At 59.9% G+C, this 23972-nt stretch carries 24 protein-coding genes; 11 read left to right on the forward strand and 13 right to left on the reverse strand.

Annotation, left to right across the window (positions count from 1 at the left end; all coding sequences use genetic code 11):
* Positions 1-71 precede the first annotated feature (71 nt).
* Positions 72-482, forward strand: coding sequence for an HPF/RaiA family ribosome-associated protein (locus J3P79_RS04895; protein WP_039591615.1), 411 nt, complete (start codon positions 72-74; stop codon positions 480-482).
* 82 nt (positions 483-564) lie between these two features.
* Here the strand turns inward: J3P79_RS04895 and fecA are convergent, their stop codons facing one another.
* The 4 genes from fecA to J3P79_RS04915 form a co-directional block, all read right to left on the reverse strand.
* A complete protein-coding gene (gene fecA / locus J3P79_RS04900; protein WP_434608606.1) occupies positions 565-2904 on the reverse strand; it encodes a TonB-dependent Fe(3+) dicitrate receptor FecA in 2340 nt (779 codons plus the stop codon).
* Positions 2905-3015: 111 nt separating this feature from the next.
* Entirely contained in the window at positions 3016-3975 is a 960-nt protein-coding gene (locus tag J3P79_RS04905; protein ID WP_434608608.1) for a FecR domain-containing protein, read from the reverse strand.
* A complete protein-coding gene (locus J3P79_RS04910) occupies positions 3972-4460 on the reverse strand; it encodes a sigma-70 family RNA polymerase sigma factor (protein ID WP_434608610.1) in 489 nt (162 codons plus the stop codon). Before J3P79_RS04910 ends, J3P79_RS04905 begins: the two co-directional genes overlap by 4 nt.
* 129 nt (positions 4461-4589) lie before the next feature.
* The gene (locus J3P79_RS04915; protein WP_434608612.1) at positions 4590-5465 is read right to left on the reverse strand and encodes a helix-turn-helix domain-containing protein; all 876 of its coding nucleotides are present in this window, start codon (positions 5463-5465) and stop codon (positions 4590-4592) included.
* A 136-nt stretch (positions 5466-5601) separates the two neighbouring features.
* Between J3P79_RS04915 and J3P79_RS04920 the strand changes: the two genes are divergently transcribed.
* Positions 5602-6504 carry a DMT family transporter gene (locus J3P79_RS04920; protein WP_434608614.1) on the forward strand — a complete coding sequence of 301 codons (903 nt, stop codon included), beginning with the start codon at positions 5602-5604 and terminating at the stop codon, positions 6502-6504.
* A 60-nt stretch (positions 6505-6564) separates the two neighbouring features.
* Here the strand turns inward: J3P79_RS04920 and J3P79_RS04925 are convergent, their stop codons facing one another.
* From J3P79_RS04925 to norR, 5 genes are all read right to left on the reverse strand, one after another.
* The gene (locus tag J3P79_RS04925; RefSeq protein ID WP_434608616.1) at positions 6565-7536 is read right to left on the reverse strand and encodes a 2-hydroxyacid dehydrogenase; all 972 of its coding nucleotides are present in this window, start codon (positions 7534-7536) and stop codon (positions 6565-6567) included.
* 136 nt (positions 7537-7672) lie between these two features.
* On the reverse strand, positions 7673-8422 hold the full coding sequence (locus J3P79_RS04930) for a YkgJ family cysteine cluster protein (RefSeq protein WP_434608618.1): 750 nt from the start codon (positions 8420-8422) through the stop codon (positions 7673-7675).
* Between the two features lie 79 nt (positions 8423-8501).
* A complete protein-coding gene (locus J3P79_RS04935; protein WP_434608620.1) occupies positions 8502-8828 on the reverse strand; it encodes a hypothetical protein in 327 nt (108 codons plus the stop codon).
* 127 nt (positions 8829-8955) lie between these two features.
* On the reverse strand, positions 8956-9858 hold the full coding sequence (locus J3P79_RS04940; RefSeq protein ID WP_039591605.1) for a chemotaxis protein CheV: 903 nt from the start codon (positions 9856-9858) through the stop codon (positions 8956-8958).
* A gap of 135 nt (positions 9859-9993) precedes the next feature.
* On the reverse strand, positions 9994-11547 hold the full coding sequence (norR, locus tag J3P79_RS04945) for a nitric oxide reductase transcriptional regulator NorR (protein ID WP_434608622.1): 1554 nt from the start codon (positions 11545-11547) through the stop codon (positions 9994-9996).
* A 150-nt stretch (positions 11548-11697) separates the two neighbouring features.
* On the opposite strand from norR, the gene hmpA reads away from it, so the two are divergent.
* From hmpA to J3P79_RS04990, 9 genes are all read left to right on the forward strand, one after another.
* On the forward strand, positions 11698-12879 hold the full coding sequence (gene hmpA / locus J3P79_RS04950) for an NO-inducible flavohemoprotein (protein WP_434608624.1): 1182 nt from the start codon (positions 11698-11700) through the stop codon (positions 12877-12879).
* A 305-nt stretch (positions 12880-13184) separates the two neighbouring features.
* A complete protein-coding gene (locus J3P79_RS04955; protein ID WP_434608626.1) occupies positions 13185-13694 on the forward strand; it encodes a disulfide bond formation protein B in 510 nt (169 codons plus the stop codon).
* Between the two features lie 785 nt (positions 13695-14479).
* Positions 14480-15427 carry a ubiquinol oxidase subunit II gene (gene cyoA, locus J3P79_RS04960; protein ID WP_434608627.1) on the forward strand — a complete coding sequence of 316 codons (948 nt, stop codon included), beginning with the start codon at positions 14480-14482 and terminating at the stop codon, positions 15425-15427.
* A 3-nt stretch (positions 15428-15430) separates the two neighbouring features.
* Positions 15431-17461: a cytochrome o ubiquinol oxidase subunit I gene (gene cyoB, locus J3P79_RS04965; protein ID WP_434608631.1), complete on the forward strand. Its 2031-nt coding sequence runs from the start codon at positions 15431-15433 to the stop codon at positions 17459-17461.
* 3 nt (positions 17462-17464) lie between these two features.
* Positions 17465-18091: a cytochrome o ubiquinol oxidase subunit III gene (locus J3P79_RS04970; protein WP_039591598.1), complete on the forward strand. Its 627-nt coding sequence runs from the start codon at positions 17465-17467 to the stop codon at positions 18089-18091.
* Entirely contained in the window at positions 18092-18427 is a 336-nt protein-coding gene (gene cyoD / locus J3P79_RS04975) for a cytochrome o ubiquinol oxidase subunit IV (RefSeq protein WP_434608634.1), read from the forward strand.
* A gap of 11 nt (positions 18428-18438) precedes the next feature.
* Positions 18439-19326 carry a heme o synthase gene (cyoE, locus tag J3P79_RS04980; RefSeq protein ID WP_039591595.1) on the forward strand — a complete coding sequence of 296 codons (888 nt, stop codon included), beginning with the start codon at positions 18439-18441 and terminating at the stop codon, positions 19324-19326.
* Between the two features lie 142 nt (positions 19327-19468).
* On the forward strand, positions 19469-19813 hold the full coding sequence (locus J3P79_RS04985; protein WP_434608636.1) for a toxin: 345 nt from the start codon (positions 19469-19471) through the stop codon (positions 19811-19813).
* Positions 19810-20124, forward strand: coding sequence for a helix-turn-helix domain-containing protein (locus J3P79_RS04990; protein ID WP_434608638.1), 315 nt, complete (start codon positions 19810-19812; stop codon positions 20122-20124). The genes J3P79_RS04985 and J3P79_RS04990 overlap by 4 nt, the downstream gene beginning before the upstream one ends.
* Positions 20125-20236: 112 nt before the next feature.
* On the opposite strand, the gene J3P79_RS04995 is transcribed toward J3P79_RS04990, so the two are convergent.
* From J3P79_RS04995 to J3P79_RS05010, 4 genes are all read right to left on the reverse strand, one after another.
* Positions 20237-20941, reverse strand: coding sequence for a hypothetical protein (locus J3P79_RS04995; protein WP_434608639.1), 705 nt, complete (start codon positions 20939-20941; stop codon positions 20237-20239).
* A gap of 120 nt (positions 20942-21061) precedes the next feature.
* Positions 21062-21805, reverse strand: coding sequence for a DUF72 domain-containing protein (locus J3P79_RS05000; RefSeq protein WP_434608640.1), 744 nt, complete (start codon positions 21803-21805; stop codon positions 21062-21064).
* Between the two features lie 76 nt (positions 21806-21881).
* Complete coding sequence (locus J3P79_RS05005; RefSeq protein ID WP_434608642.1) at positions 21882-22895, reverse strand: sensor domain-containing diguanylate cyclase; 1014 nt, start codon at positions 22893-22895, stop codon at positions 21882-21884.
* A gap of 111 nt (positions 22896-23006) precedes the next feature.
* A complete protein-coding gene (locus J3P79_RS05010; RefSeq protein ID WP_434608644.1) occupies positions 23007-23912 on the reverse strand; it encodes a LysR family transcriptional regulator in 906 nt (301 codons plus the stop codon).
* Positions 23913-23972 lie beyond the last annotated feature (60 nt).

Below are 23972 nucleotides of genomic sequence, written 5' to 3' on the forward strand. Positions count from 1 at the left end.
TCTGTACTCAAGGGGCCGTTGCGCTAACGTCGATTGACCCCTGGCGAGCTAGCCGAAATAAGGGATGAACTATGCAAATCCAAGTCAACAGCGATAACCATATTCAAAGCAGCATCCGACTGGAGGAGTGGGTACGTACTACCATTGAAAGCACGCTCGAACGTTACGAAGAAGACCTGACACGGGTCGAGGTCCATTTGGGGGATGAGAACGGCGACAAGCCCGGTCCCCATGATCTGCGATGCCAGCTCGAAGCCCGGCCCAAAGGCCATCAGCCCATTTCCGTGACACACAAGGCTGAGTCGCTGGAGCTCGCCATCGAAGGCGCAGCCACCAAGCTGGAACACAAGTTGGAGCATCTGTTTGGCAAGCTGCGCGGCAAGCGCGGCGCCAGCAATGGCCAGACCGAGTCGATTGCCCTGGCCGATGCGATGCTGGAGGAAGAATTCCTGGAAAACGAACGGGCCGCCCTCAACGGCTGATTGCCCCGTCTATTAACGTCTGAACTGAAAACGGGCCTGCAATCGCAGGCCCGTTTTGTTTCAGCGATCTGTCGAGATCGGGTCAGAACGCAACGGAAGTTTGCACATACAGCGTGCGCGGCTCCCCGACATATTTGCCGCGGTTGTTATCGTCGAACGAACGGGTGAAATATTGGGTGTTGAAGATGTTCTTCACACCCACCGCGACGTTGAGATCCGACAGTCGTGGGCCGAAATCGTAGGCGGCGCGGCTGCTGAACAGCATATAGCCGGGAATATTGCCGGTGCTGCCGTTGGCACTTTCGGCTCGGGTGTTGGCGTTGTCCGCGAATTGTGCGCTCTGGTAGGTGCTGTCCAGGTTCAGCTTCCATGAGCCTTCTGTGTAAGCAACTCCCAGGGTGCCTTTATGCTTCGAGGAGAAGGGCACCCGGTTGCCCTTGTTCGGGCCTTCTTCGCGGATGGTCGCGTCGACGAAGGCATACGTGCCGTACACATCGAAACCAGCCAGTGCCGGGTCAAGGCCTTCGAGGGCGTAGCTGAAGCTGGTTTCGATGCCTTGATGGCGCGTCTCGCCGCGAGCGATGACCGAATCGTTGGTCTGATTGCTCTCATACTGGTTATCGAAGTTGATCAGGAAAGCGCCGATCTCCGCCCGCAGATTGCCATTGTCGTAACGGGTGCCGAGTTCCCAGGTGCGAGCCTTCTCTGGCTTCACTTCTCCGCTGCTCACGCGATTGGGCATCTGGCTGTACTGCACGCTGCCAAATGAACCTTCGGTATTGGCGTAAAGGTTCCACTCATCGCTCAGGTGGTACAGCACGTTCAGCGCCGGCAGCGCCGTGTTGTAGTCGCCCTTGTACTTCACATTCGTCAGGTTGTTGGTTTGCTGCGACTCAATCATTTCGTAGCGAACACCGGGCGTGATGGTCCATTTCCCAATGTCGATCCGGTCATCGATGAAGAATGCGTTGGCCTCGGTGCCGCCACGCGTATCCCGATCGTTGCGGCTGGAGGTTGTGGGCAGTTCATTGCCGGCGATGGGCGTGCGGTAGCGCAGCTCATGACCGGCCTCGTTGATGTAGCGATAACCGATGCCGACTTCATGGCTGGTCGGGCCAAGGTCGAAGCCCTGGGCGAAACGGGTTTCCAATCCACGCACCCAATATTCGCGGGGTGACAGGGACAGGAAGGTGCCTTGGTCGAGGTAGCCGCTGCGCAACGTCTTGGTAAAGAAAGTGCTGGCAGTGAATTCCCGCCGGTCCTGTTGGTAGCGGTAGCCGACGTTGACCAAGGTGCGACGGCCCCAGAACCGGTCGTTCGGACGCGTGGATTGATACGGGTCGGCGTCGTAGTCGGCCACATTCAGGCCGCCGGGCATGTCGGCTTCACCTTCGTAGTATTGGGCCATGGCGTTGAAACTGTTGGCATCGTCCAGTTGGTAATTGCCCTTGAGAATCAAGTCGTCAATTTGCGTGTCGCTGTGTTCACGCCAGTCACCGCCGCGAGTACCGGAATACAGCAGGGCACCGCCGAGGCCGTTGTCGGCGGTTCCGCCGGCCAGCAGATTGGAGGACGTCTTGAAACCGTCGTGGCTGGAGGATGGGCTCGTTTCGGTCTGGAAGCCGCCCTTTACCGTGGGGGCATCGGGAATCGCCCGGGTCACGAAGTTGACCACGCCGCCGACGTTCTGCGGGCCGTAGCGCACTGCGCCGCCGCCGCGCACGACGTCCACCGCGTCCATGTTGCCCATGCTGACCGGCGCGAACGAGAGCTGTGGTTGACCGTAAGGTGCGAACGGCACCGGGATGCCGTCCATCAACACCGTGGAGCGAGAGGCCAGGCGTGGGTTGAGGCCTCGGATACCAAAGTTCAGCGCCATGTCATGGCTGCCGGTGCCGTTGTTTTCCGGTGCGTTGACGCCGGGGATGCGATTGAGCACGTCCCGCGCCTGTGTTGCGCCCTGGCGTTCGAATTCCTCTCGACGGATGACGTCACGGGCGCCGGGGTGTTCGAAAACGTTGGCTTGCTCGGCATCGCCCAGCCAATCGCCGACCACGGTGGTGGTTCCAAGGTCCAGCGAGGCGTCTGCGGCAGGTTGCAGGCTGAAAGCTTTGTCTCCCTCGGGCCGGGCTTGCAGGCCCGTGCCTTCAAGCAGCGCGCTCAGCCCTTGCTCTGGGCTGTAGTTGCCTTCCAGGCCACGACTCTGCAGACCTGCGGTTGTCTGCGAACCAAAGGAAATCAGCACCCCGGCCTCGCGTCCGAACTGATTGAGGGCATTCTCCAGTGACGACGGCGCGATGTGATAGGCCTTGGCATCTGCAGCCAACACGGGAGGCAGTGCGACGAAACTCAAGCTGGCCCCCAGCAACAGTTGACGCAGGGTACGGGCGAGCGGGGTGAGACAGGTGGGTTGCTGCGGCATGGATGAGGATCCCGAGAAGGTTGTATCGAAGTGCTTTCCTTCTCTGTCACCCGAGGTGTGGAAAACGGCTCACTGGCGCATCATTTTTTTTCAGGGAGCGTGGCGATCGATTCAAGCACGAGCCTCGACGGTGACCCAGTAGCGGGTGAACCGACGTACTTTTACCGGCAGGCTGACCTCTAGCAGGTCGAGGATTCGTTCGCTGTTGTCCAGCGGATACGTTCCGGAAATCAAAAGGTTGGCGACCGCCTCGTCGCAGTGCAATTGGCCGCGTCGATAACGGCCGAGCTCGTCGAGAAAGTCCGCCAGGCGCATGTGCGCGGCCACCAGCATGCCTTCCGTCCAGGCACCGCTGTTGGCGTCCAGCGCGGTGATGGGCCCGGTGCCGTTGATGGCAAGGGACACTTGCCGTGACGCCGTCAGCAACAGAGCCGTGCCGTGTCGGCTACGAATGTCCACCTGGCCTTCAAACACCGTCACCTGGGTGTGGTCTGGATACTCGCGGACGTTGAACCGGGCGTCGCGGCTTTCCAGCAGGCCATGGGCGGCCAGCACTTGCAGGGGCCTTGGGTCCCGTGCAGCGGTGAGCATCAGTTCGCCTTCCAGCAGGCGGATCAAGCGGCGTTGGGCGTCGAAGCGAACGTCTACCGCGCTGCCGCTGTTGAGCTGCAACTGGCTGCCGTCATCCAGCATCAACCGCCGGCGTTCGCCCACGGTGCTGCGAAAGTCGGCCATCAATGGCGGCAGCAGTTGGCGTTCTCGCAAGCCCCAGGTCAACGCTGAGCCAGCGCCCAGCACCAGCAACATTTTCAGCGCCCGACGTCGCGCCGCCGACTTCGGTGCGTTGAGGGCCGCATGGGCCAATGACGGTGACACGCTGCGCAGCCGCTGATTGACCCGCTGGATATGCTCCCAGGCGCGGCGATGTTCGCTGTGGGCATCGAGCCAGTGTTCCCAGGCTTGCTGCTGGCGGGTATCGAGTGGGCCTTGCTGCATTTCCAGGAGCCAGTGCACGGCTTGCTCGGCGACGTGTGCACTGACGCCCGGCGCGCCGTTGATCGGTGGCGTCATAAGGCGAAGTAGCAGCGCATGGCTGCCTTGTTCAGATGACGCTTGACTGTCGCCACTGAAATCCCCAATTCGCGGGCAATCTCGTTGTAGGTCAGGCCATCGACCTGGGCCAGCAGAAACGCCTGCTTGACCGCCCGCGGCAACCCATCGAGCAATTGGTCCAGTTCCATCAGGGTTTGCAGGATGATTGCCCGCTCCTCCTCCGACGGCACCACGTGCTCCGGCAGTTGAGCGAGGGCGTCGAGGTAGGCGCGCTCGAGGTCCTGGCGACGGTAATGGTTGAAAAGCACGCGCTTGGCAATGGTCGTGAGAAATGCACGGGGCTCAAGGACCGGCTGCGGATCGCGCGCAGTCAGCACACGCATGAACGTGTCCTGGGCCAGGTCGGCGGCGCTGTCGGGGCAACCGAGTTTTCTTCGCAGCCAGCCATTGAGCCAACGATGGTGGGTGTTGTAGAGGACTTCGACGGTGTGTGCAGGCGGCAACGAGGAACATCCCGACAGCGCAGAGCTGTGCTAGAGAACAAGAATTGTTCGCATTGTAGGGGCGCAGTGGTGGCTACGGCAATCGGGATGAATGCCTGGTTGTTTTATTTGGCCGGGGCACGCTGGCGCTTAGCGCAAGAACGCCTGTCGATATTCTCCGGGGCTTGCGCCCAAGGCTTGGCGAAAACGGTTAGTGAAATGACTGGCGCTGGCAAATCCGCAGGCCAACGCTACGTCGCCCAACGGCCGTGAAGTACTGCGCAACAAATGCCGCGCGCGGGCCAGGCGCCGAGCCAGCACATATTGGTGCGGTGGCAGCCCGAAACTTTCGCGGAACATCCGCGCAAAGTGATATTCGGACAACGCGCACAGCGCCGCCAGTTGTCCGAGACTGATGGCGTCGGCCAGGTGGCTGTCGACGTAATCCACCAGCAACCGCCGCTGGTGAGCTGCCAGGCCACCCTTGAGGCGAAGGCCCTGGCGCTGGCCGACCTGGCTGAGCAGCAAGTGGTTGAGCAGATCATGGGCCAGGCTGGTGGTCAGCAGGCGTTCTCCGGGCTCGTCCCAGTTCAGCGCGATCAACTGGCGAAAGCGCTGGGCCTGTTGCGGATCGTCGAGGAAGGTTTCCTCGTGCAGCTGCACCTGCCGGGGCTCGCGGTCCAGCAGGGTGATGCAGCCAAGGGCGAATTGTTCAGCGCTGAAATAAAGATGGGCGAGGCGAATGTCGCCATTGATGACCCAGGCGGACTCATGCCCGGCCGGCAGGATGCAGAGTTTGTCAGGTGCTCCAGTGGTATCGGGCCGTTCGCGACGAAACGTGCCGGTGCCACCCGCGATGTAGCACGATAGCGTATGGTGCGTCGGCGCTTCGTAATCCCGGGCGTCGTGGTGATTGGTCCACAAAGCGGCCGCCATGCCGTCCCCGAGCTCGGCGCTGTGCTCGAGGCGAGCGTTGGGCGAGCTGTTGAGCGCTTGGAAGACTTGTAGGGTTTGCAGTGTGGACATGATCGGTTCTCCAACGCTTGCATCCTACTCCGTAGGTCGTTCCCTGCCAGCCCATCGCTCATAAAAACCGCAAGTTTACGCAAGTGCCCGGCAGGCATCGGCGTAAGACTGGCCGCCACTGCCAGGAGTCGCCGTCATGAACCTCTCGTTGTACCTGCTTACCGTGCTCATCTGGGGCACCACATGGATTGCGCTGAAATTGCAGTTGGGTGTGGTCGCCATTCCGGTTTCGATCGTTTATCGCTTCGGCCTGGCCGCGCTGATCCTGTTCGCGATGTTGCTGCTCAGCCGCCGCTTGCAGGTGATGAACCGTCGCGGCCACTTGATCTGCGTCGCCCAGGGCCTTTGCCTGTTCTGCATCAACTTCATGTGTTTCCTGACCGCCAGCCAGTGGATTCCCAGTGGATTGGTCGCCGTGGTGTTCTCCACCGCAACCCTCTGGAATGCCTTGAATGCCCGGGTGTTCTTCGGCCAGCGGATCGCTCGTAACGTGTTGCTGGGCGGCGCCTTGGGGCTGTTCGGGCTGGCGTTGTTGTTCTGGCCGGAGCTGGCCGGTCACCGCGCAAGCCCGCAGACCTTGTTCGGGTTGGCGTTGGCGCTTTTGGGGACGTTGTGTTTCTCGGCGGGCAACATGCTGTCGAGCCTGCAACAGAAGGCCGGCCTTAAGCCGTTGACCACCAACGCCTGGGGCATGGCGTACGGGGCGGCGATGCTGTCGGTGTGGTGTTTGTTCCAGGGCATCCCGTTCGACATGGAATGGAACACGCGCTACATCGGCTCGCTGCTGTACCTGGTGATACCTGGCTCGGTCATCGGCTTCACCGCCTACCTGACACTGGTTGGACGCATGGGCCCGGAGCGGGCGGCGTATTGCACGGTGCTGTTCCCGGTGGTGGCGTTGAATGTCTCGGCTTTTGTCGAGGGCTACCAGTGGACGGCGCCGGCCTTGGTGGGATTGGTGCTGGTGATGCTGGGTAACGTGCTGGTGTTTCGCAAGCCACGGCCAGTGGCGGCGAAAGTCGCGCTGGGTGCTCGATGAGGCATAAGGTCTGGCGACAAGCCCGTGGCGGGGGAGCAAGCTCCCTCGCCACGGTGTGCTTTATTTCCAGACTTGCGGGTTGACCAGGTTCTGCGGCCGCTCGCCCAGCAATGCACTGCGCAGGTTCTCCACAGCGAGGTTGGCCATGGCTTCACGGGTTTCGTGGGTGGCCGAGCCGATATGCGGCAAGGTCACGGCATTTTTCAATTGGAACAGTGGCGACTCGCCCAGCGGCTCTTTCTCGTAGACATCCAGCCCGGCGCCGCGAATGCGGTTGTTCTGCAAGGCTTCGATCAGCGCCGGCTCGTCCACCACCGGGCCGCGGGAGATGTTGATCAGGATGGCGCTCGGTTTCATCAAGGCCAGCTCGCGTTCGCCGATGAGGTGGCGGGTCTTTTCGCTCAACGGCACTACGAGGCAGACGAAATCCGCTTCGGCCAGCAATTGGTCCAGCGAACGGAATTGAGCACCCAACTCATTTTCCAAATCGACCTTGCGGCTGTTGCCGCTGTAGAGGATCGGCATGTTGAACCCCAGGCGACCCCGTCGGGCAACGGCTGCGCCGATATTGCCCATGCCGACGATGCCCAGGGTCTTGCCATGCACATCGCTGCCGAACAACTGCGGCCCGACTGACGCCTGCCACTGTCCGGCCTTGGTCCAGGCGTCCAGTTCGGCGACGCGGCGGGCGCTGCTCATCAGCAGGGCGAAGGCCAGGTCGGCGGTGCTTTCGGTGAGCACGTCAGGGGTATTGGTGAGCATGATCCCGCGTTCATTGAAGTACGCCACGTCGTAGTTGTCATAGCCCACCGACACGCTGGATACCACTTCCAGTTTCGTGGCGTTCTGCAGCTGCTCGCGGCCGAGCTTGCGGCCGACACCGATCAGCCCGTGGACATGGGGCAGGGCTTCGTTGAACTGCGCATTGATGTCGCCGTTCGATGGGTTGGGCACGATCACATCGAAGTCCTGTCGCAGGCGCTCGATCATGGGAGGCGTGATACGGCTGAAGGCAAGTACGGTTTTTTTCATCGTGCAAGGCTCATCTGCATTGGATACCAAGCACGCTAACATTCCTGGCGCGGGTTAGGCGAGAGGGGACCGTGTAATCGCTGCACCGCAGTGCCCTTGTGGGAGCGAGCTCGCTCCACAGGGAATCTCTACAAGTTCAGGCGGCCCGCAGCGAAATAAAGGCGTAATTGACTGGGGTTTCCGTGACCACCCGCGCGCCGCTGGCCGTGACCTGGCTGGCAATGTCATCCCCGGACAAATGGAACTGCCATTCGCTGGCTTGCGACTGCAGTGGCTGCGAACGGGCCTGGTCGATGGCCTCGGCGAAGGCATCCATGTTCGGCAGGTACGCCGTGAATCCGTCACCCTTCAGCGCAGTGGTGTGAATGCCGAGAGACGCACAAATGCGTTCCTTCATCCCGATTTCTTCACGATCGGCCTGGCGCGAGCGCTCGATCAGTTCGGCCAGTTCCTGGTCCACCAATTTGCCCCCGACGATCAATTGCGGCCCCGTTTCCCAGGACTCCGGCGGGCAATCCTTGGTGGCCACGTTGAGCGGGATGTGCGGATTGATTTCCATGGGGTAGATGCGGCACACCAAGGGCCTGCGCTCGTAGATGCCGCAGAGGTTGTCAGCGTTCAGGTTGTGACAAGGGCCGGCGTTATAGGCGGCGAAAGTGATCGCCACCAAGGCTTGGCTCGTGCCGCTGCGCACGACTGCGGAGCGCCGTTCGGCGTGCTCGCGTTGCGCCATTGGCAGGCCGAGGCCATTGGGCAGGAAGGCCTCGACCAGGACAATCACTTGCCCGCCGTCACTGGCCCACATCCTGGCTTCGTCGAGCGTCAGCGGAACATGGTGGCCGGTGCAGCATTTACCGCACCCTACACAGGAAAACGTTGTATTCATTCATTGTCCGCAGGCAATAGGCTGAGGGCGGCGACAGAAAAACGCCGTAATCAGCCGTGCGAAGCAAGTTATGCGCCATTCACCGAGAAGTGTCGGCCGGGCGGATCGAGTCCCATTCGGTCACGACGGCGGTCTTGGTCTTCTTGCGATAGAGGCACAGTTCGGTGCCGGTCGCGCCGTTCATGTGTTTCTGTGGGTATTGGCCCTGCAACAACACGGCGGTGTAGCCCACGCGGTCATCGAATTGCGCGGCGGTGCCGACCGGTTCGGCGTTTTTCAATCCGCTGGCCTTGATGCAGCTGGCGAGCACTTTTTTGTCGTAGGCGGCCCAAGCGTCGGAGCTTGAAGCATGAACCTGTGCAGACAGGGCGGTCAGGGCGAGGAGAATCAGGGCGGGGGCTTTCATCAGGAAATTCCTTGTTCTGGGGTGAACAAGAGTATGCCAGAGGTTGGAGGAAGGGCTGGTGCGGGGTCGGATCGCAGCCTCGTTGCGCTTGGAGGCGACAACGAAGCCTGGATCGGCTTCGATGAAGTCAGCGACCTTGTTCGGCAACGGCCTTGGCCGCCGTGATCAGGCACTTGGTCAGCTCCGGCGAAGAGAACTTGGTGAGTACGCCATTGGCGCCGGCCAGTCGGGCTTTCTCACTGTTCATGGCGCTGTCGAGCGAGGTGTGCAGCAGCACATAGAGATGAGCGAAGTCGGGCGTTTCGCGCAGGGTCCGGGTCAGGGCATAGCCGTCCATCTCCGACATCTCGATGTCGGAGACGATCAGGTTGATCTCCTGTGCAGTGCCTTGCAGTTCCAACAGGCAGTCGATGGCTTCCTTGGCGCTGCGTGCGGTGTGGCACTGCAGGCCCAGGTTGCGCAGGGTATGCACCGACTGTTGCAGCGCGACCTGGCTGTCATCGACCACCAGGATTCGTGCATTGCCGAGCACTTCGGCGTCTTCCATGCTCAACTCGGTCGGCGCCGTCTCGATTTGCGCCGGGGCGATGCCGTGGATGACTTTTTCGATATCCAGCACCTGCACCAGCGTGCCGTCCACGGAGGTTACGCCGGTGATGAACGCGCGCACGCCGCCAGAGCCGTAGGGTGGTGGCTTGATGTCCGTGGTCAGGCAATGGACGATCTTGCTCACCGCTTGCACATGCAAACCTTGTTTGGAGCGGCTGACGTCAGTGACGATCAGGCAGCCGCCGTCCGGGTCTTCAAGGGGCCGCTCGCCAATGGCGCGGCTCAGGTCGATCACCGACAAGGATGCCCCGCGCAACGTGGCGATGCCTTTGACGTGCGGGTGCGACTCCGGCAGCTTGGTCAGTGGCGGGCAGGGAATGATCTCACTGACCTTGAGCAGGTTGATCGCCATCAGCTTGCCGCTGCGCAAGGTAAAGAGCAGAAGCGAAAGGGAATCTGCGCGGGCTTTGTTGGAGGACATAAAAACCTTCTGTGGAAAAAGGTGGGGCGAGCATGAAGGTCGCCAAGACAGCTTTTGATAACGGGTTATCGACTTGTTGGGGACAGGCTTTAGGGCGAAAGGTATCGACAGCTGATTACCATGGCCGGGATGCCGCTACTTGAGGCCCAATCGCTTTGCCATCCGTCCCAGATTGGCCCGGTCCAGGCCCAGCTCCCGAGCCGCGCTGGCCCAGTTGTGCTGGTGGCGTTCCAGGCAAGCACTGATGATTTGCCGCTGATAGTTTTCCGTGGCCTGGCGTAAGTCACCGGTGGCTGTCAGCGTGGGATCGGGTGCCGTGCTTGCGGTCGGCGCGCTGTCCCGGTTGGCGTGAGGCAAATCGAGGTCATCGGCGCTCAGGCTCAGAATCTTCGGCCGTACCGGATGGCTGCCCAATGCCTTCAGTGCGCTGCGGCCGATCAGGTGCTCCAGCTCGCGCACATTGCCTGGCCAATCGTAGGCCAGCAGTGCGGCCTGGGCGTCGCTGGTCAGGCGCAGGCTGCCCAGGCCCATGCGTGAACGGTTCTGTTCGAGGAAAAAACCGGCGAGAAGCAGCACGTCACGCCCACGGTCACGCAGTGCGGGCACTTGCAACGGATACACGCTCAGCCGGTGATAGAAGTCGGCCCGATAACGGCCGTTGCGCACCTCTTCAGCGAGGTCGCGATTGGTCGCCGCGATCAGGCGCACATCGACGCGGTGTTCCTTGTCCGAGCCCAGGCGTTGCAATTGCCCGCTCTGCAGGACGCGCAACAATTTGGCCTGGACAGGCAAGGACAGCTCACCCACCTCATCGAGGAACAACGTGCCGCCATCGGCCAGTTCGAACTTGCCCCGTCGGTCGTTGGTGGCACCGGTGAAAGCACCGCGCACATGGCCAAACAGCTCGCTTTCCACCAGCGTGTCCGGAAGGGCGGCGCAGTTGAGACTGATCAGCGGTTGGTCGGCGCGATTGGAGGCGGCGTGAATGGCCTGGGCGACCAATTCCTTGCCGACCCCGGTTTCGCCGGTGATCAGCACCGTCAGGTCACTGCCGCCCACCAGCTTGATTTCTTCCACCAGGCGTTTGTGGGCCTTGCTCTGGCCGACCATGTCGCGGTGCTGCTGGCCGCTCGCCTGGCGATAAACCTCGGCGCGGTGATGCTCGTCTTCGGCCTTCAAGGCCAGCCGCTCGATACGTTCGGCTGCGCTGACCGTGGCCGCCGCGAGACTGGCGAAGGCTTGCAAGGCACTCAGGTCGATGGGCTCGAAACGTTCCGGGTCCAGCGAATCCAGCGTCAGCAATCCCCAGGATTGCTCGTCGACGAACAGCGGGCAGCCCATGCAATCATGGACTTCCAGGTGTTCATCCAAGCCTTCGACCAGCCCATCGTAAGGGTCGGGCAGGTCGCTGTCGGCGGCGAAGCGAGTCGGTTGCGCATTGGCCAGCAACGCTTCGAAGCGGGGGTGTTCGCTGATGCGGAACCGGCGCCCCAGCGTGTCGGTACTCAAGCCGTCTACCGCCAGCGGCACGAGGCAATCCCCGTCCAGGCGCAGCAACGCCGCGGCGTCGCAGGGCAGCAGGGCTCGCAAGGCGACAAGCAAGCGGCGGTAGCGCTCGCCCTCCGGCAGCTCGCGGGACAGGTCCGCCACCAGGGGCAGCAGCGAGGTGAGCAATGAGGTTGCGGTCATAATGACTCCATCTGGTCGTAATGACTATAAAGCCAGTCGTGTCATTATGACTATATATTTATTAACTCATTGAAAAACAAAGAAAAAATTTATGGCATGAAAAGTGATGAGCGTAGGTATCAGTTATCTGTACCACGCGAGGAGTTACCCATGCTGAGTCGAGAACAACGCGCCATTATCCGTTCCACCGTGCCTTTGTTGGAAAGCGGTGGCGAGGCGCTCATTACTCACTTCTATCGCATGATGTTGTCCGAATACCCCCAAGTGCGTCCGCTGTTCAACCAGGCTCACCAGGCCAGTGGCGACCAACCGCGTGCGCTGGCCAACGGTGTGCTGATGTATGCGCGACACATCGACCAGCTCGATCAATTGGGCGACCTGGTGGCCAAGATCGTCAACAAGCACGTGGCCCTGCAGATCCAGCCGCAACACTACCCGATTGTCGGTTCCTGCTTGCTGCGGGCAATTGCCGAGGTGCTGGGCGAAGAAATCGCTACGCCTGAAGTGATTTCGGCTTGGGGAGCCGCCTATAACCAATTGGCCGATATCCTGATTGGCGCCGAAGCAGGCCTGTATGACCAGAAGGCCGCAGCGCCGGGCGGCTGGCGTGGGGAGCGCGAATTCATCTTGACTGCCAAGGTGCAGGAAAGCTCCGAGATCACGTCGTTCTACTTCGAGCCGGCGGACAAGGGGCCGATCCTGCAAGCTGAGCCAGGCCAGTACATCGGCATGAAATTGGTCCTCGATGGCGAGGAAGTACGCCGCAACTATTCGCTGTCGGCACTGGCCAATAATGGACAGTACCGCATCAGCGTCAAGCGCGAGGCGGGCGGGCGGGTATCCAACTACCTGCACCATCATTTCCAGGTCGGCAGCAGCATCCAGCTGTTTCCACCGTCGGGAGATTTTTACCTCACCGCCAGCGACAAACCGCTGGTGCTGATCAGTGGCGGTGTCGGCATCACTCCGACCCTGGCGATGCTGCAGGCGGCATTGCAAACCGAACGTCCGGTGCATTTCATCCACTGCGCACGCAACGGCCATGTGCATGCCTTCCGTGACTGGATCGACGACCTGGCCAAGCAGCACCCGCAACTCAAGCGCTTCTATTGCTATGACGAGCATGACGGCACAGGTCCGGCGGCTGACAAGGTTGGGCTGTTGAGCCAGGACCAACTGGCGCAATGGCTGCCGGAGCAACGTGACCTTGATGCCTATTTCCTTGGGCCGAAGGGGTTCATGGCAGCGATCAAGCGACATCTCAAGGCGTTGGGCGTGCCGGTTGAGCAAAGCCGCTACGAGTTCTTCGGGCCGGCTGCGGCATTGGAATAATCGCTGCGGCAATCCGCAAGACCGGGTTGCCCTTATCGCGAGCAAGCTCGCTCCCACAGGGGATTTGTGGTGCACACGAAATTGTGACGCTGCAATGAACATTGTGGGAGCGAGCTTGCTCGCGATAGCGATGGCTCTGCCGACGCGGCACTGAAATTAATCCCCGCTTAACCCCCTTCCTGTTTATTCCCCTCGATACTGCCGACTGCCGCACGTTCATGTTCTGCGTGTAGACTTCGGCCATCCGAGCGCGCGCCGAGGCCGGTCATGCGGCGCGTCGATCCATGCAGATGAAGGGAAACGCAATGAGTGAGGAAATGATGCGGCTGGGCCGTGAGCGGCGCTATCTGGTGTTGCTGGGGTTGATCTGCCTGGGACTGATCGGCGGTGCGCTGTATATGCAGGTCGTGCTGGGTGAAGCGCCATGCCCGCTGTGCATCCTGCAACGCTACGCGTTGTTGCTGATCGCCCTCTTTGCCTTCATCGGTGCGGCGATGCGCACCCGTCGCAGCCTGACGATTTTCGAAGGGTTGGTCGTGCTGTGTGCGTTGGCCGGCGCGGGCGTGGCGGGGCATCACGTCTACACGCAGTTCTACCCGGCGGTCAGCTGTGGCGTCGACGTGCTACAGCCGATCGTCGATGACCTGCCGCTGGCGAAGATCTTCCCGTTGGGCTTCCAGGTCGATGGTTTCTGCTCCACCCCGTATCCGCCTGTCCTTGGGTTGTCGCTGGCACAATGGGCGCTCGTGGCATTCGTGCTGACTGCCGTGCTGGTGCCTTTGCTCGTGTCGCGTAATCGCAAAGCCATTCGCTGAAGTCGTTCTGAACAGACGCCCCGGTTTCTTCATCTAGAGCCGGGGCGTTTTTCATTTCAGGGTCATTGAGGATCAGCCTTGATCCTGGGCAAGAATGCCCTGCGGCGATGTGCGACACGTTGTCACACATCTTGCCGCTGGCGTCCTTTCATGGGGCGAATTGGCGGTGCAACCTGTAACAAAAAAACGGCCTGGCATCCCCCTTGACCGCAATATTGTCATCTTCCAAGCAGGCATTTTTAACAGCGAAGCGCCATATCGCCAAGCCCCCGTAAAATGGGCGCATGCCGGCTATGAAAGCTCACCGGAAACGTGCGCAGCTGTCTAAATCGGGCGTAGTAGCCTTACGTTTTTTGGGGTTCTTGTTGAGAATGAATTTCGATAACATGCTGGCCCGTTGCAATAGCGGCAATAGATTGTTGCCGGATCGGATAAAAATTATTTCGGGTTAAGACATGGTCTCCAACGCCGCAGCTCACTACAATCGCCCGCACCGATTTTCCGACCCGGCTCAGGCTTGAGCACGAGAGTGGTCGAAGGGCGCCAGCGCCCCATGCGACCCCAGGTGTCGGTGCCTCCAACTACCCGCACCAAATGGAATTGGGCTTGAACTAGGCCTTTGACCAACGAATAAGAACTCACTGCTGGCCCAGGATGTGTCGAACAGCGTCTGACGTTCGACGGGCAGCCCTTATTCAATCCAAGAAAATGCCAACCCTTGGCAGGGTGAAGTGTTGGCGATCAAAACCCAACTGCATTGCGCAAGCTGCTTTAGAGGTCGTGAGATGAGTAAAAACAGGTACCCCCGATTACTAGGCTTGTTGCCGCTGCTCGGCACGTTGCTGCTGGGAGGCTGCAACATGACCCTGCTCGATCCCAAGGGCCAGGTCGGCCTGGATGAACGAAACCTGATCATCACCGCCACGCTGCTGATGTTGCTGGTCGTCGTACCGGTTATCGTCATGACGTTCCTGTTCGCCTGGAAGTATCGCGCATCCAACACCCAGGCCACCTACACGCCGAAGTGGTCGCACTCGACCAAGATCGAAGTGGCGGTGTGGACCATTCCGGTGCTGATCATCATTGCCCTGGGTTACATCACCTACAAGTCGACCCACGCATTGGACCCGTACCGTCCGCTGGATTCGGACGTCAAGCCGATCACCATCGAAGTGGTCTCGATGGACTGGAAGTGGCTGTTCATCTATCCGGAACAAGGCATCGCCACGGTCAACAAGATCGTGTTCCCGGCCCACACGCCGATCAACTTCAAGGTCACCTCCGACACCGTGATGAACTCGTTCTTCATTCCGGGCCTGGGCGGCCAGATCTATGCGATGGCCGGCATGCAGACCAAGCTGCACCTGATCGCCAACCAGAACACCGAACTTGAAGGTATCTCCGCCAACTACAGCGGCGCGGGTTTCACCGGCATGAAGTTCAAGGCGACCGCCACCACCCAGGAAGAGTTCGACGCCTGGGTCAACGAAGTGAAGAAGGCACCTAAACAGCTTGAAAAAGCTGAATACGAAGCCCTTTCCAAGCCGAGCCAGAACAACCCAGTCGAACTCTACTCGTCGGTCACGCCGAACCTGTTCCAGACCATCATCGATAAGTATGAAGGGATGAATCCGGGCAAGCCGATGCATCACGAGAAGAAAGAGAAGGAAGTGGCCCACAACATGGAAGGGATGGACATGAGCTCGCATTCAGCTGCCGGGGCAGAGGAGTAAACGATGTTTGGTAAATTAAGTTGGGAAGCGATCCCGTTCCACGAGCCGATTGTCATGGTGACCCTCGCCATCATCGCGCTCGGTGGCCTGGCGCTGTTCGCGGGTATCACTTACTTCAAGAAGTGGACTTACCTGTGGACTGAATGGTTGACCTCGGTCGACCACAAGAAGATCGGCGTGATGTACATCATCGTCGCCATGGTCATGCTGCTGCGCGGTTTTGCCGACGCGATCATGATGCGTACCCAGCTGGCCATGGCCACCGAGGGTTCGCCTGGCTACCTGCCGCCTGAACACTACGACCAGATCTTCACCGCCCACGGCGTGATCATGATCATCTTCATGGCGATGCCATTCTTCACCGGCCTGATGAACCTTGCAGTGCCGCTGCAGATCGGCGCCCGTGACGTTGCCTACCCGTTCCTGAACTCCCTGAGCTTCTGGCTGCTGGTTTCCGGCGTCGTGCTGATCAACGTTTCCCTGGGTGTCGGCGAATTCGCCAAGACCGGTTGGGTCGCCTATCCGCCGCTGTCGGGGCTGCAATACAGTCCGGGCGTGGGGGTGGATTACTACATCTGGGCGCTACAGCTATCCGGGTTGGGGACAACGCTGACGGGGGTCAACTTCCTGGCCACCGTGCTGAAGATGCGTACCCCTGGCATGAAGCTGATGGACATGCCGATCTTCACCTGGACCTGCACCTGGGCCAACGTGCTGATCGTCGCTTCGTTCCCGATCCTCACCGCGACATTGGCTCTGCTGACGCTTGACCGCTACATGGATTTCCACATTTTCACCAATGAACTGGGTGGAAATCCGATGATGTACGTCAACCTGTTCTGGGCCTGGGGTCACCCCGAGGTGTACATCCTGATCCTGCCGGCGTTCGGTATTTTCTCCGAGGTCATCTCGACCTTCTCCGGCAAGAAACTGTTTGGCCACCACTCGATGATCTACGCTTCGGGCGCGATCTCGGTACTGGGCTTCATGGTCTGGCTGCACCACTTCTTCACCATGGGTTCGGGTGCGAGCGTCAACGCCTTCTTCGGTTTGGCGACGATGCTGATTTCCATCCCGACGGGTGTGAAGCTGTTCAACTGGCTGTTCACCATCTATCAGGGCCGCCTGCGTTTCACCAGCCATGTGCTGTGGACCCTGGGCTTCATGGTGACCTTCGCCATCGGCGGCATGACCGGCGTTCTGCTGGCCATTCCGGGTGCTGACTTCGTACTGCACAACAGCCTGTTCGTGATCGCGCACTTCCATAACGTGATCATCGGCGGTGCCGTGTTCGGCTACATCGCAGGTTTTGCGTTCTACTTCCCGAAAGCGTTCGGCTTCAAGCTGCACGAAGGCTGGGGCAAGGCAGCGTTCTGGTTCTGGATCTCGGGCTTCTTCGTCGCGTTCATGCCGCTTTATGCACTGGGCTTCATGGGCATGACCCGTCGCTTGAACGCCACCACCAACCCTGAGTGGGTGCCGTACCTGTACGTCGCCATGTTCGGCGCGGTGATGATCGCGGTCGGTATCGCCTGCCAGTTGATCCAGCTGTACGTCAGCGTGCGTGATCGCAAGAAGCCGGAAAACATGTGCGAACACGGTGATCCGTGGAATGCCCATACCCTGGAATGGTCGACTTCGTCGCCACCACCGTTCTACAACTTTGCCGTGCTGCCGAAAGCTGACGTCATCGACCCGTTCACCGAAGCCAAGGAAAACGGCACCGCGTACCAGGCCCCGGCCAAGTACTCGCCGATCCATATGCCCAACAACACCGCTACCGGTGTGGTCATGGGCGGGCTGTTGACCGTGTTCGGTTTCGCGATGATCTGGCACATCTGGTGGCTGGCCATCGCCAGCCTGGTCGGCACCGTGGTGTATTTCGCCATCCATGCCGCCCGTGACGATCAGGGCTACATGGTGCCGGTGGATGTCATCGAGCGCATCGAAGCCGAGCAGCACAAGCGCCTGGTCGCGGCCGGGAAAGTCCCTGCCACCGCCACCCGTGTTGAAACCTCGTTGGAACAGGCTTAAACCATGTCGAACTTAGTGACCAATGTTGGACACGCCCATGGTCATGACCATGGGCACGATGACCATCACCACGACTCGGGCGAGATGACCGTATTCGGTTTCTGGCTCTACCTGATGACCGACTGCATCCTGTTTGCGTCGATCTTCGCGGTCTACGCGGTGCTGGTTAACAACGTCGCCGGTGGCCCGTCGGGCCACGACATCTTCGAACTGCCTTATGTACTGGGCGAAACCGCGCTGCTGCTGTTCAGTTCGATCACCTACGGCTTCGCCATGCTGGCGTTGTACAAGGGCAAGAAAACCCAGGTCCTGGGCTGGTTGGCAATGACCTTCCTGCTGGGCGCCGGCTTTATTGCCATGGAGATCAACGAGTTCCATATCCTGATCGCCGAAGGCTACGGCCCTAGCCGCAGCGGTTTCCTGTCCGGGTTCTTTACCCTGGTCGGCACCCACGGCCTGCACGTGACCAGTGGTCTGATCTGGATGGCGATCATGATGTACCAGGTCCAGAAAAACGGCCTGACCGCCACCAACAAGACGCGCCTGAGCTGCCTGAGCCTGTTCTGGCACTTCCTGGACGTGGTGTGGATCTGCGTATTCACCGTTGTTTATCTGATGGGGACCCTGTAAATGGCTAACGCTCATTTCCATGATGGCCACGACGCCGGCCACGGCAGCGTCAAGTCCTACGCCATCGGTTTCATCCTGTCGGTGATCCTGACCGTCATTCCGTTCGGCCTGGTGATGTACCCGTCGCTGCCCAAGAGCCTGACGCTGTGGATCATCCTGATCTTCGCCGTGGTCCAGGTTCTGGTCCACCTGGTGTACTTCCTGCACCTGGACCGCTCGGCCGCCCAGCGTAACAACGTGATTGCGTTTGTCTTCGCTGCGCTGGTGATCGTACTGCTGGTCGGCTTGTCGCTGTGGATCATGTTCAGCATCCACACCAACATGATGGCGCACTGAGGAAAGTCCGGATGTCACTGAAGCACTTTATCCAAATCACCAAGCCGGGGATCATTTTCGGTAACGTGCTTTCTGTGGCGGGCGGGTTCTTCCTGGCCTCGAAAGGGCATGTCGATCTGGCCATCTTCCTGGCGGCGATGATCGGCACTTCCCTGGTGGTGGCGTCCGGTTGCGTGTTCAACAACTGCATCGACCGCGACATCGATATCAAGATGGAACGCACCAAGAACCGGGCGCTGGTCCAAGGCCTGATTCCGGTGCAACTGGCCCTGGCATTTGCCACGGTGCTGGGCGTGGCCGGCGTGGCGCTGCTGTATTGGGTCGCCAACCCGTTGGCCGCGTTGTTCGCGGTGATCGGTTTTGTCATCTACGTCGGCCTCTACAGCCTGTACCTCAAGCGCAAGTCGGTTCACGGCACGCTGGTGGGCAGTCTGTCGGGGGCGATGCCGCCGGTGATTGGTTATGTCGCGGTCAGCAACAGCTTCGACATGGCTGCGCTGACGCTGTTGGTGATGTTCAGCCTGTGGCAGATGCCGCATTCCTACGCCATCGCGATCTTCCGCTTCAACGACTACCTGGCAGCTTCGATTCCGGTGCTTCCTGTGAAGCGCGGTATCCAGGTGGCGAAGAAGCACATCCTGCTCTATATCCTGGCCTTCCTCGTGGCGACCCTGATGCTGACCTTCAGCGGCTACGCCGGCATGAGCTACCTCGCCGTCGCCGCTGCCATGGGCATGTACTGGCTGTACATGGCCTGGACCGGCTACAAGGCGGTGGATGACACGGTCTGGGCACGCAAGCTGTTCGTGTTCTCGATCTTCACCATCACAGCCCTGAGCGTCATGATGTCCCTGGATTTCAAGGTGCCGAGTGAGTTGTTGCTGACTTACGCACCTTAAGCTCCAGACGCTGCACAAAAAGCCCCGCCTTCGAGAGAAGCGCGGGGCTTTTTTTTCGAAATTGGCCATGGCTAGCCGCTGTCATTCGTCGCAATAGATTGTGGCTTGTTGATCTATACGCGATTTGCCTATAGTTTTTGCCATGCGAACCTTATTTTTTGAAACGACTGCGTTCACTGCCACGGTTGGTCATTACCTGACCGATGATGAATATCGCCTGCTTCAGTTCTATATGCAGCAGCATCCAGAGGCCGGTGACGTCATGCCACGTACCGGTGGTTTCCGTAAGTTGCGTTGGTTCGATGAGCGTCGTGGCAAAGGGAAGCGAGGTGGGTTGCGGGTCATTTATTATTGGTTGAGGCATGATCGTCAGTTCTGGATGTTTGCGATTTATGACAAGGACGAACTGGAAACCCTGACCGCCGAGCAAGAGAAGACGCTCAAGCGCGCCATAGAAGCTGAGTTGAAAGTACGAGGGACCTTATGAAAAAGCGCGATCTGTTTGCCGAGATGATGCGAGGCGTCGAGGAGATGGCCGCTCACCGCGAGGGCAAGATTACCCTTCGCCAGATTTCGATTGAAGACAAGCCGGTTCCTGAGGTGTCAGCCCAGGAAATCGTGGCTTTGCGCGACAGGCTTCATATGTCCCAAGCCGTCTTCGCCAAGAGCATCAGAACCAGCCCAAGTACCCTGAGAAACTGGGAACAGGAAAAATCCAAGCCTAACGCCCAGGCAGCTTTGTTGATCAAACTGGTCGAGAAGTTTCCGGACATGGTCGAGCGCCTTGGTGCTGTTTGAACCGCCGAAACCCATGAAAAAGCCCCGCCTTCGAGGAAGCGCGGGGCTTTTTCTTGGTATTACTTCGGACTCAGTGGGAACAAGCTCGCTCCCGGACAGATTTCAACAGGCTTTATTGCTGGGCGATGCTGTAGCCATCGAACGCTTTCTGCTGTTGCAGCGCAGTGACGATGCTCTTGCGGGTGACCGGTTGTTCGGTGCCGTCGTTGTCCAGGAAGGTTTCGCTTTCCAGCTCGGCTTCGTCGCCTTCGCCTATGAAATTGAAACCCAGGAACTCGAAGGCTTCGCGGTCGACGTTCGGCTTGGAGCGTGGCGTGCGCAGGGGCAGGGTGACGCTGATGCCGTCCTTGCTGATCACGAAGACCTCGGCTTCCTTCTTGGGCCGCGAGGCCTTGCCCTTGCTGCCACTCGGGTTGCTGATGGCCTGGTGGGTCTGGTTCAGCACTTTCAGGGCCAAGCCGTAGACCAATTCCTGGAAGGCTGGATCGTCCTTGTAGCTGGAGAGGATGCGGCTGATGGGGAAGCGGCTGCTCAGGTCTTCCAGCGCGGCAAAATCCGCAGCCTCAGCGTCCTTGAGCTGCTTGAGCTGGCCCATCAGTTCGTAGGCTTTGTCATCATCGAACGCATCGTGGGCCTGGCGAATAGCGGTACGCAGTTCGCGGATCTGGTCGCTTTCGCGGTTCGACTGGAACGCATCGAGGACCATCTCGCTGATGGTTTTGGCCTGGGGCAGATGCTGTGAAAGATTGATGGAGTTTTCGTATTCCGCTTTGGACGACAGGGAAACTGGGGATTCAGCGGTATTGGAATCGGACATTGAAATTTCACTACTTCTGTTAGCTGGATGAGGCGAGAAAGGCATTGAGCTTTTTCCGGTCGCCTAATCTATTGGACGCGGGCAGCATTGTCACGGTCGGCGCGGTGGCCGGTAGGTATTTCAGTCGAGCATCAGCTCCATCAGCCGCAACGCATCCGGCGTTGCGGCGCCGCTGGCGGTGTTGTCGAAGATGCACCAGGTCGGCGTGGCCGCAGTGCTCTTCAATTGCTCCGCGAGCTGTTTCAGCCAGGCGTCCTCGTAAGGGGAATAGTAGATTCGCGGCGAGCCATGCAGACGGAAATAGCGAATACCAGGCCAGCCGGCCGGTCGATCACCTCCCGATAAGGGGGACGGATCTGCGGCCACACGAGCGATCCGCTCGTCCTCCAGTATCGCCATGGCCTGCGGCGCGAGCCAGCTCGGGTGTCGGGGTTCGAGAACCGCGTGGCCCTGATATCGATCCCGCAAAACCTTGAAGAAATGCTCGGCCTGGGTACTGTCGAAGGCCAGCGACGGCGGCAACTGAATCAACAGGCAACCGAGTTTTTCCCCCAGCTGTGAACATTGCCCGAGGAACTCATCCACAAGCCCCTCGCAATCGTGCAAACGTCGCTCGTGGGTGATCTGCTTTGGCACCTTGACCGAAAAACGAAAGTCCGGCGCTACACTGTCCGCCCACTTTTCATAGGTGGCCGGGCGGTGCGGGCGATAGAACGAACTGTTGATCTCCACCGCCGGGAAGCGTGCGCTGTAGCGCTGTAAATGGGGCCCCTCATCAGGAAACGCCGGCCAATATGCCCTGGGCAACGACCAGCCGGCGCAGCCCAGGAAAAGGTTCGAGGAGCGGGGGAGTCGAGTCGCCAATGTAAGAGAACCTGTTGCGGGTGAGGACAAAGCTGTGACCGCAACAAACGGCTCATGGATTCATTCAATTGCTGCTTCAGTTGCAGATGACGTTCTTGCCGGCCATCTTGGAGCGATACAGCGCCTGGTCCGCCCGATCCATCAATACTTCCTGCGTTTCGTCTTCGAGTCGTTGCACCACGCCAAAGCTCATGGTGATCTGGAAGTCGCCCACCGGTAGCAGGTCGGACAGACCTCGGCGAACGGTTTCAGCCATCAGGACCGCATCGGGCAACGACGTGTTTGGCAAAATCATGATGAATTCATCGCCGCCCCAGCGCACCAACAGGTCACCGTCGCGCTCACAGCGTTTGACCGCCTGTACCACCTGCACCAGCGCTGCGTCACCAAAGGCGTGGCCGTAGCGATCGTTGATGTCCTTGAAATCATCGATGTCCATGGCGATCAGCGACAACGGTTCGCGAAAGCGCTGGGCACGCTCACAGGCCAGTGGCAGCGCCTGCTCCAGGCGATACCTGTTGGCGACAAGGGTCAGCGCATCGGTTTCGGCCAGCTTGCGGTTTTCGTCGAGTTGGATTTGCAGTTGATGGTTGACCCGCGACAGTTCGCGGGTGCGCTCTTCGATGATCGCTTCCAGGGACTTGTTACGTCGTTCAAGTTGCTCGAACAGGCGCTTCTTGTCGTCGATGCTGCGGTGGGCGCCGATCATTCGGGCCACGCTGCCGTCGGGGTTGCGGGCGATCACGTAGCCGCGGTCTTCGATCCAGATATAGGAACCGTCATGGGCCCGGCAACGGTACTCGGCTTGATATTTCGACGACCGTTGTTCCAGGTAATCGTCGAACAAGGCCATTACCTGGGGGTAATCCTCCGGATGGATCACACTCTCCCAGGTCAGCACGGTGTTGCTCAGGGAATGGGGCGTGTAGCCGAGCATCGTGTACCAACCGGGGTTGCGGTAGACGAACCCGGTATTGGCGTTCCAGTCCCAAATGCCGTCGCTGACCAGCTCCATGATGGTGTGCAGCACGCTTTCGTCCAGATCGGACAAATCGAACCGCAGCAAATCGATCTTCGAGGCGTCGTCCATCGTTGTTCCTCAATCAGCCCTGATATCAAAATGCTCTCCAGAGGGGAAGAGTAGCCGATGGGGCGCGGCGTCACTAGCCGGGAGTTGTTCAGGCCGCCAGGCTAAGGTGGGTCAGTCCTGGGCCTTGCCCCACTTTTGTAGCGCAAACTCGACAAAACTGCGCAGCTTCGGCAAACGGTAGCGATCCTGGGCGTACATCAAGCTCACCGGCCGATGGGGCAATTGATAGTCCTGCAGCAGCGCCACCAGATGGCCTTCTTGCAGATCTTTTTCCACCAGCGCGTCGGGCAGCATCACCACGCCCATGCCGGCCAGCGCCGCGCGGTGCAGCCCCGAGGAGCTGTTGATCAGCATCGGCCCGGTCACCGGGACCTTGGTTTCCCCTTCGGGGCCGATGGGCCAGTGCTCCTGGGCGAAGCGCCATTCGTCGCCGGCGGAGTAGGCAAACGACAGGCAGTCGTGGTGTCGCAGATCGTCTGGCTTGAGCGGCGTGCCTCGCCGTGCCAGGTAAGCCTTTGATGCGCAGATGGTCAGGGTGTAGTCCACCAAGGGACGGGCAATCAACTTTGGATCGGGGAGCCCCAGGCGGATGGCGACGTCGAAGCCGTGGTCGAGCAGGTCGAGACGCTGGTTGGTCAGGACGACATCAAGCTTGACCTGTGGATAACGTTGGCTGAATTGCGCCAACGCCGGTGCCAGGCGCTCCGTCCCGAAGGTCAGCGGCGCGGTGATGCGCAGGGTGCCGGTGGGATCGCCTTGGGTCTGTTCCGCCAGGCGTTCGGAGTCAGCGACCAGCCCGAGCACTTCCAGGCAACGCTGGTAATAGGCTGAGCCGAATTCCGTCAGGCGCTGGCGACGTGTCGTACGATTGATCAGGCGCACACCGAGACGTTGCTCCAGCGCGCGAAGATGATTGCCTACCATGGTGGTGGACATTTCGCTGGCCTGGGCTGCTGCTGTCAGGCTGCCGGTCTCCACGACTTTCACATAAACGGTCATTGCCTGGAACAGGTCCATTATCAAGCTCTGCTTATAAATGATTGAAGTAAATCGGCGTTTATCCATCTGAAGTGGCTA

The organism is Pseudomonas sp. R1-7 (assembly GCF_051132105.1).
Lineage (GTDB): Bacteria > Pseudomonadota > Gammaproteobacteria > Pseudomonadales > Pseudomonadaceae > Aquipseudomonas.

Coding starts and splice junctions, on each gene's coding strand:
- hmpA (WP_434608624.1), top strand. CDS start 11,698: ATGCTGAGTCGAGAACAACGCGCCATTATCCGTTCCACCGTGCCTTTG.
- J3P79_RS04990 (WP_434608638.1), top strand. CDS start 19,810: ATGAAAAAGCGCGATCTGTTTGCCGAGATGATGCGAGGCGTCGAGGAG.
- J3P79_RS05010 (WP_434608644.1), bottom strand. CDS start 23,912: ATGGACCTGTTCCAGGCAATGACCGTTTATGTGAAAGTCGTGGAGACC.
- J3P79_RS04955 (WP_434608626.1), top strand. CDS start 13,185: ATGAGTGAGGAAATGATGCGGCTGGGCCGTGAGCGGCGCTATCTGGTG.
- cyoA (WP_434608627.1), top strand. CDS start 14,480: ATGAGTAAAAACAGGTACCCCCGATTACTAGGCTTGTTGCCGCTGCTC.
- J3P79_RS04985 (WP_434608636.1), top strand. CDS start 19,469: ATGCGAACCTTATTTTTTGAAACGACTGCGTTCACTGCCACGGTTGGT.
- J3P79_RS04895 (WP_039591615.1), top strand. CDS start 72: ATGCAAATCCAAGTCAACAGCGATAACCATATTCAAAGCAGCATCCGA.
- cyoB (WP_434608631.1), top strand. CDS start 15,431: ATGTTTGGTAAATTAAGTTGGGAAGCGATCCCGTTCCACGAGCCGATT.
- J3P79_RS04920 (WP_434608614.1), top strand. CDS start 5,602: ATGAACCTCTCGTTGTACCTGCTTACCGTGCTCATCTGGGGCACCACA.
- J3P79_RS05005 (WP_434608642.1), bottom strand. CDS start 22,895: ATGGACGACGCCTCGAAGATCGATTTGCTGCGGTTCGATTTGTCCGAT.
- J3P79_RS04995 (WP_434608639.1), bottom strand. CDS start 20,941: ATGTCCGATTCCAATACCGCTGAATCCCCAGTTTCCCTGTCGTCCAAA.
- J3P79_RS04970 (WP_039591598.1), top strand. CDS start 17,465: ATGTCGAACTTAGTGACCAATGTTGGACACGCCCATGGTCATGACCAT.
- J3P79_RS04925 (WP_434608616.1), bottom strand. CDS start 7,536: ATGAAAAAAACCGTACTTGCCTTCAGCCGTATCACGCCTCCCATGATC.
- cyoE (WP_039591595.1), top strand. CDS start 18,439: ATGTCACTGAAGCACTTTATCCAAATCACCAAGCCGGGGATCATTTTC.
- J3P79_RS04930 (WP_434608618.1), bottom strand. CDS start 8,422: ATGAATACAACGTTTTCCTGTGTAGGGTGCGGTAAATGCTGCACCGGC.
- J3P79_RS04905 (WP_434608608.1), bottom strand. CDS start 3,975: ATGACGCCACCGATCAACGGCGCGCCGGGCGTCAGTGCACACGTCGCC.
- fecA (WP_434608606.1), bottom strand. CDS start 2,904: ATGCCGCAGCAACCCACCTGTCTCACCCCGCTCGCCCGTACCCTGCGT.
- J3P79_RS04940 (WP_039591605.1), bottom strand. CDS start 9,858: ATGTCCTCCAACAAAGCCCGCGCAGATTCCCTTTCGCTTCTGCTCTTT.
- norR (WP_434608622.1), bottom strand. CDS start 11,547: ATGACCGCAACCTCATTGCTCACCTCGCTGCTGCCCCTGGTGGCGGAC.
- cyoD (WP_434608634.1), top strand. CDS start 18,092: ATGGCTAACGCTCATTTCCATGATGGCCACGACGCCGGCCACGGCAGC.
- J3P79_RS04915 (WP_434608612.1), bottom strand. CDS start 5,465: ATGTCCACACTGCAAACCCTACAAGTCTTCCAAGCGCTCAACAGCTCG.
- J3P79_RS04935 (WP_434608620.1), bottom strand. CDS start 8,828: ATGAAAGCCCCCGCCCTGATTCTCCTCGCCCTGACCGCCCTGTCTGCA.